This is a genomic window from bacterium, assembly GCA_021372615.1.
Lineage (GTDB): Bacteria > Armatimonadota > Zipacnadia > Zipacnadales > UBA11051 > JAJFUB01.
In genome coordinates this window covers 42,061-48,060 of sequence record JAJFUB010000112.1, presented here as the reverse complement: position 1 = coordinate 48,060, position 6,000 = coordinate 42,061, and the positions used below count along the sequence as shown (strand labels likewise).

General features: G+C 70.6%; 3 protein-coding genes. 1 reads left to right on the top strand and 2 read right to left on the bottom strand.

Annotation, left to right across the window (positions count from 1 at the left end; genetic code table 11):
* Window positions 1-3: 3 nt before the first annotated feature.
* Window positions 4-3,105 carry a hypothetical protein gene (locus LLH23_16745; protein MCE5240112.1) on the bottom strand — a complete coding sequence of 1,034 codons (3,102 nt, stop codon included), beginning with the start codon at window positions 3,103-3,105 and terminating at the stop codon, window positions 4-6.
* On the bottom strand, window positions 3,099-4,535 hold the full coding sequence (locus LLH23_16740) for a trimethylamine methyltransferase family protein (protein MCE5240111.1): 1,437 nt from the start codon (window positions 4,533-4,535) through the stop codon (window positions 3,099-3,101). The genes LLH23_16745 and LLH23_16740 overlap by 7 nt, the downstream gene beginning before the upstream one ends.
* A gap of 187 nt (window positions 4,536-4,722) precedes the next feature.
* Between LLH23_16740 and LLH23_16735 the strand changes: the two genes are divergently transcribed.
* Window positions 4,723-5,529 carry an AraC family transcriptional regulator gene (locus LLH23_16735; protein MCE5240110.1) on the top strand — a complete coding sequence of 269 codons (807 nt, stop codon included), beginning with the start codon at window positions 4,723-4,725 and terminating at the stop codon, window positions 5,527-5,529.
* Window positions 5,530-6,000: the final 471 nt, after the last annotated feature.

Sequence of the window (6,000 nt, the reverse complement as noted above, 5' to 3'; positions counted from 1 at the left end):
GCCTCAATAGACGACTACCGCAAAGTCATGGTGGGTGGTGCCCAGGTCCAGCGTCTCTCCCCCACACCGCTCCTCGCGCAATACCCGCCGCTCCTCCACGTCGTAGATGCGATAGCGGCATGTCGCCGCGAAGCCGCGCAGGGTCAGCGCGAGCGGGCTGGCCTGCTCCCGTTGGCGGTGCAGCTCCTGGACGCCCGTGCCGTAGCCGGGGCCCAGGCGGTAGTCCGCCGTGTTCTTCACGAAGGCGATCATCTGCCGGTGTGAAGCGTCCAGCAGGTACGACACCGAGAAGTCGCCGGTCGCGACGAGCGGCCGTTGCGCCAGGACTGCCTCCGGCAGCACGGGCGGTGTGAAGGCCTCCCGCGCATCCAGCGCCACCGCATACTGCTTCGGGTCGTCCCGCCCGTCCCATACGTAGTCGTAGTCCACGCCGAGCTTCGCCAGGGCCGTCTCGACGTCCGCCAGGCGGCGGACCATCGCCCGGTCCACGGGCTTGACGAGCACCCCCACGGCCGGCCGCGCGCGCTCGAACCGCGACCAGTCCATAGCCTCCATGCACTGCTGGGGCACGGAGCGCTCGTGCTGCGTCCATGGGGCCGACCACGTCAGGCACATCGTCTCCTGCGTCAGCACCGAGGCCCAACAGTTGTCCCGCACCTTGGTCAGGAAGTCCGGGTGCGCCCAGGTCTGCGCAAAGCCGTTGTACCACCCGGGCCCGCTGGCCACTTCGGCCAGGAACGCCGGCGGGCTGCCCCGGTAGAACCGCCCGCACACCATGAAGTAGGCGTCGGAGCGCATTCCCTCGGTGTAGTAGGTCCGGTAGCCGACGCCGGCCGAGGCCGCCGGCTTGAAGTCGGCATAGGCCCAGGGCTGCCCGCCGCTGCAATGCTGGATGCCCCCGCCCTGCTCCAGGGTCACCAGGTGGTTGGGGTCGCACGTCCTCACGTGGTCATACAGCTTGTTGACGAACTCCGCCCCGTAGGCCTGGTCATTCTCGCCGGTCAGCGAGTATCCCAGCATGGCCGGATCATCGCGCAAACAGACCAACAACTCGCCCAGGTAGGCGGTGAGGAGCGGCCACACCTGCGGGTCTGTGAACGACTGCGGCCCGGCGTAGCCGGCGTCTACGTACTGCTGCCAGGGCGCGCAGTTCCCGGTGCCGGGGCTGCCGTACGGGTAGTGGAACACATTGAGCAGGACCTTCAGGTCCAGGCGGCGGCACTCCCGCAGCACGGCGAGCAGCGTCTCCAGGCCCGGCATCGCGACATGCCCCGCGGCGTCCAGACACGCCTCGTGCGGCGTGACATTGTGCGCCAGGCGGATGACGCGGATGCCGTTGGCCGCGTGGGCCTCAAGCTGCTGCCGGATCTCGGCCTCGGTCAGCGACCGGTGCTTCACCAGCCTGACCCGGCCCTGCTCCTCGGCCGATAGCTTGCTCCACTCCTCCGCCGACAGGATCAGCCGGCGGTGCGGCGACTCCGGATCGAGCATCGGCGCCCAGGCGTACAGGTCGCCCAGCAGCGTCGGGATGGGCTTGCCACCGATGTCATATGACACGCGCCCGGCGCGCGAGCGCACATACTCGCCCGGCACGACCGCCACGGAGAGGGGCTGAGTGAGGCGCTGGCCGGCACGGGTGGTCGCTTCGAGCCGCACCGCGTGCTCGCCGGGGGCCAGGCCCTGCAGACGTGCCGCGAACACGGCGCGGCCGGGTTGTTGCGTCAGCGGCAGGCGACGCTGCCCGACGACCGCCTCGACCTTCACGGCCTCGCCGTGCAGCGGTTCCCCGTCAGGGCCGGTCACGAGGGCATAGATGGGGAAGCCCGCCCTGGCCTGCTGCTCCGTCCGCACCAGCGGGGGCGTCGTGACCAGCGCGCCCGAGCCGGTGAGGCGCAGCTCGACCTCGGCCGCCCCCGCCTGCAGCGCCCGGTCGGTCGGCCGCTCCTGGTAGACGTACACCGCGATCTCGCCGAACTGGTGATAGGCGAGGCCATGCTGCGTGAGGGCTGCGAGCAGGTCGAGCCGACCGCTCGCCGGCTGCGTCGTCGCTTCACTGCGGAAGACCTCGATCCCGTCTCCCAGACACGTCTCGACGAGGCAGACTTTGAGCCAGCAGGCCCCGGCCCGCGGCGTCAGCTTGTACTCCAGCACGGGGTGCTGGCGGACACACCACTGCAGGCACCGCAGGGCCACGACATCGGGCCCGTCCAGGTCGTTGGGGCGAGTGAACACGCTCGTGGTGGGACCGCTCGGACGCATGGTGCAGCCGCGATTGGGCAGCCACGACGCCACCTGTCGCTCCCCGGTCAGGGGCAGCTCGGACCCTCGGTCGTAGGCCAGCACCGTGCCCTCGACCCCGTCGTCCTTCCCCAGCCACACCATCGCCCGGTTGTACGCCGTGGGTGCATGACTGTCGTACGAACGCAGGCTAGCGTCACGGTACTGGCTCACATCCCCCTCCACGATGGCGCCCGCCGTGATGCGGAGCTTGCGCAAGCGACTGGCGCCACGGTCCTGTGCGTACTGGTCCGGCCCCTGGTCGGGGCGCTGGTTGTGGTAGAGGGTGAGCCCGATGAAGGCGCCGCGCAGGCCCGTGTCCGGAAGTGCCGCCTGCCAGACCTCCTTGGTCCCCTCGGCCTCGCGCACGACCAGCTTGCCCCGCCGCGCGCTGTCTATGTCCAGCCGGAAGGCGTACCAGCGCCCCGGCTCGACGCCCGTGTCAGAGCGCAGCCCCCCGGCGTGCAGCCTGTGCTCCTGCGGCTGGCCGGACATGCCCACGCTGAGCATGTGCCCGGCGAGGTCGCGCAGCAGCGCGCCGGTCGGATAGCAGTGGGGCGAGTCGGCGGCGAGCTGCTGCTCCCACTCGATCACGACCGGGAGACGCAGCGCCGGCCGCAGTTGCACCCAGGCTTCCTTGCCCGCCTGCGGGGCTCGCAGGTCGAGCAGCAGGCCCTCGGCCGCGAACGTCGTCTGGCCCCCGCCCGCCTGTCGGGTCTCCCACGGGTCCGCCTCAGTCGGGGCGAAGTCGCACCGGTACTCGGCCGCCACCGACAGCGACGCCAGCAGTGCGCAGAGTGTCAGACCGCCTGCCAGTCCGTTCAGCATCGTGCTGCCGCCTCATCCATGATCGCCCTGATCTGCCGGCGCTGCTCGTCCGACAGGGGGCACTGGTTCTCCGCCGTCGCGGCCAGGCGCCGGGCTTTGGCACGGGCGTTGTCCACCATCGTACGCGGGTCCTGCGCCCAGGCCATCGGCACCCGCCGGTCCACCAACTCCGGCAGCCACAGCTCCTCGCGGAAGTAGCGGGCCGTATGGTCCTGGTTGAGGAAGTATGCCCCCCGTGGCGCGACCTCGGCGATCACATCTTCCGCCAGTCGCCGGTCGTCCACCGCCATCCCCGCCACGAGCCGCTCGCAGTAGCCCATCAGCTCCAGGTCTACCATGAGCTGGGTGAGGCTGCCGACATCGGCGTCGGCCAGTGTGCCCAGGGAGCCGAAGCTGCGTACTCCGGCGCAGATCGCCCACATGGTGTCCAGCGCCTTCTCCATGGCTGCCTGTTCGTCCGGTTGCTTGGAGGAAGTCGTCGGGCCACCCACACCGCGCCATTGCCCGCCGAAGACGTAGGCAGCCATCTGCGCCGACCCCAGCCGCAGCAGCGACACATCCGGGCTGTTCTGGGTGTGGATGCCGGTGCGCATGTCGAAGCTGAGCGGCCCGGCCGTCCAGCCGCACAGCCGACCGTCCACGGCCATGCTCAGCACGTTGAGGGCCAGGCACTCAGCCGTGATGAGCGTCAGCGCTCCCGCCAGTGTCACCGGCGTGGCGATGCCCGCGACGGGCATGGTCGAGAACTGCAGCGGCTGCCCCAGCAACTCCCGCGCCCGCATGGCGATCTCGAGGTTCTCGCGGGTGATCATGAAGGGCGTGTTGACCCAGCACTTGGTGGCGAAGACCGGGTGGGCCCGCGCCTGCTCGCGGTCGCCCTGGCAGATGGCCTGCACTTCCAGGAAGTACGGGATCATGTCGGCGTTGTAGACCGACACGCGCCAGGGGTGGACGCTGTTGAGTGCCACGATCGCGAAGGTGAACAGGTCGCGGCACTGCGGGGGGACGTCCTGGGGGATGAACGTGGGGTGGGAGCGCCCGAGGCCGGGGATAGCGTCCACGATCCAGGAGAGCTGCTCCTGGTCGCGCACGGTCGCCGGGCGGAGCTGCTCGGTCTCCAGGTCGCAGCAGTACAGCGCCTGGCCCGAGGCCATCTTCTCAATCCGGTCGTGGCTGACTTCCGCCGGCCGCGGCGGCCACTGCGCCTGGCGGTAGACGCCGATCTCCTCCAGTACCCGATCTCGCACGGCGGCGGGGAAGCTGAGGCGATCTCCCGTGATCTCGCAGCCGAAGTCGCGGGCCGCCTGCATGAACTCCTCCGGGCCCTGCGCCCGCAAGGGCACCCGCGCCCAGACCCGCAGGCCGGCCTCGTAGATCTGCGCCATCTCCTCTTGCGACAGAACCGTGGGCGCATGTGACAGCAGGTGCATATGCTCACCTCGGAGCCGCGGATGGGCGGCGGACGCAGGCGGCCCCTGCCGATGGAGCGTACCCCCGGGCGTCGGCTATGTCTTTGCCCGAGGGCAGTAGTCTTTTGACTGAATCCGCTGTACTATCCAGAGCAACCCCGCGCTGCGCGGCGGCCTGGAGACCGATCTTGCCCGGAGAGTGACCGCCATGGCTCCGCCCCCCAGACTGATCCGCGACCTGCTCGTATTTGACATCGAGGGCTACCCGGGCGGCGTGGTCGGAGGCTCCGCCCCCTATCACGTGCACCCCTTTTGGCAGATGGACGTCTACCTGTCGGGCATGACCGAGGTGTGGACCGAACAGGGCCGCGACCGCTACGACTGGCCCGGGGCCACGGTGCTCTTCCCCCCGCTCACCTGGCACACCTACGCCTGCGAGCCCGGCCACCGCCGGGCAACCCTGAAGATGACGCTCACCTCTCGCCTCTCCGCTGCGCCAGACCGCAGGCCGCTCGTGGGCAGCCTGGGGGACCCGCTGCTGGCGCTGTTGCGCTCGGCCGAGGACTGGCTGGAGACCCGGACCGGGCTGCGTGAGGTGGAAGCATCGGCCCTGGCCGAGATGTGCCTGGCGCATGTGCTGGGCGGCGCCTCTCCTCCGACCGGCGCCCCTCTCGCCCCGGACCCTTTCACCCCCCAACTGGCCCTGCTACTGGAGGAGATTGCGGACCAACCTTACGCCTCGCGGTCGGTCGCCGCCATGGCGCGCCAGTGTGCGGTGACGGCTGACCACTTCGCCCGGCGCTTCCGGGCGCTACTGGGCAGGACGCCACAGCGCTATCTGCTGGAGGCACGCTTGCAGGCCGCTGCCACCGAGCTGCTGGCCGACCCCGACTTGCCCGTCAAGCAGGTGGCGGAGCGGTCGGGCTACGGCTCGGTCCACGCCTTCACCCGCGCCTTCACCCGCGTGCTGGGTGTCCCTCCCGCGGCCTTCCGGCGGATGCAGGGACGGTACTAACCCACGGCCTAGCGCTTTCCCAGCGTCATCTTGGCCGTTGTCAGGACCCAGGGCGGCTCTGTCGTCGTTTGCGATGTGCCACCGGCGGGGAGACTTGCGTGCAAGGCGGCCGCCCCTCGCCGGCGGCGCGCAGTTGCCGTCGCGTGTCGTCCACCGCCGCCGTCGAGGCCCGGAGGGCCGACTCAATCTAGGCGGGGGCGGAAGCCCCCGTCACCCCGTGTCCCTTCCTTCTCCTCGGTAGAGTCGTGGGGTGCCCCGTAGGGGCGGGGCCCCACGACCGGTTGGCGCCCATGGCGTCCTCCGGCCGCGTCGGCGGCAGTGGCCGTGGGCGGGGCCGAATGTATCGCCCCTCCGGGGCTCCTGACGGAGGGGAAGGTGAGGGGGCCCGGCGGACGGGCGCTGCCGCGCCCGCCTAGATTGAGCCGCGCCTCCGGCGCTGACGGCTCCGCGCACGCCACCGTCGCCATCGGC

Excerpts from the sequence above, each read along its gene's own strand:
- LLH23_16745 (MCE5240112.1), bottom strand. The coding sequence starts at position 3,105 with ATGCTGAACGGACTGGCAGGCGGTCTGACACTCTGCGCACTGCTGGCG.
- LLH23_16740 (MCE5240111.1), bottom strand. The coding sequence starts at position 4,535 with ATGCACCTGCTGTCACATGCGCCCACGGTTCTGTCGCAAGAGGAGATG.
- LLH23_16735 (MCE5240110.1), top strand. The coding sequence starts at position 4,723 with ATGGCTCCGCCCCCCAGACTGATCCGCGACCTGCTCGTATTTGACATC.